The organism is Hwanghaeella sp. LZ110 (assembly GCF_048892525.1).
In the GTDB taxonomy this organism is placed as follows: Bacteria; Pseudomonadota; Alphaproteobacteria; order UBA8366; family Aestuariispiraceae; genus Pacificispira.
In genome coordinates this window covers 1-286 of sequence record NZ_JBLZHT010000071.1, presented here as the reverse complement: position 1 = coordinate 286, position 286 = coordinate 1, and the positions used below count along the sequence as shown (strand labels likewise).

Annotated in this window: 1 protein-coding gene; it reads right to left on the bottom strand. The window is 55.2% G+C overall.

Going from position 1 to position 286, the window contains the following annotated elements:
• The coding region (locus ACOSDM_RS20250) for a peptidylprolyl isomerase (protein ID WP_420726341.1) at positions 1 to 286 on the bottom strand (286 nt) is incomplete at both ends.

Sequence of the window (286 nt, the reverse complement as noted above, 5' to 3'; positions counted from 1 at the left end):
GAAGAACTGGGATCCGTTGGTGTTCGGGCCGGCGTTGGCCATGGACAGGGTTCCCTTCCCTCCATGCTTCAGGGTGAAGTTCTCATCCGCAAACTTGTTGCCGTAGATGGACTTCCCACCGGTTCCGTTATGGTTGGTGAAGTCACCACCCTGGCACATGAACTTCGGGATGACGCGGTGGAAGCCGGAGCCCTTGTAGCCAAAGCCTTTCTCGCCAGTGCACAAAGCACGGAAGTTCTCAGCAGTCTTGGGTACAACATCAGCTCTCAGCTCAATTACAATCCTC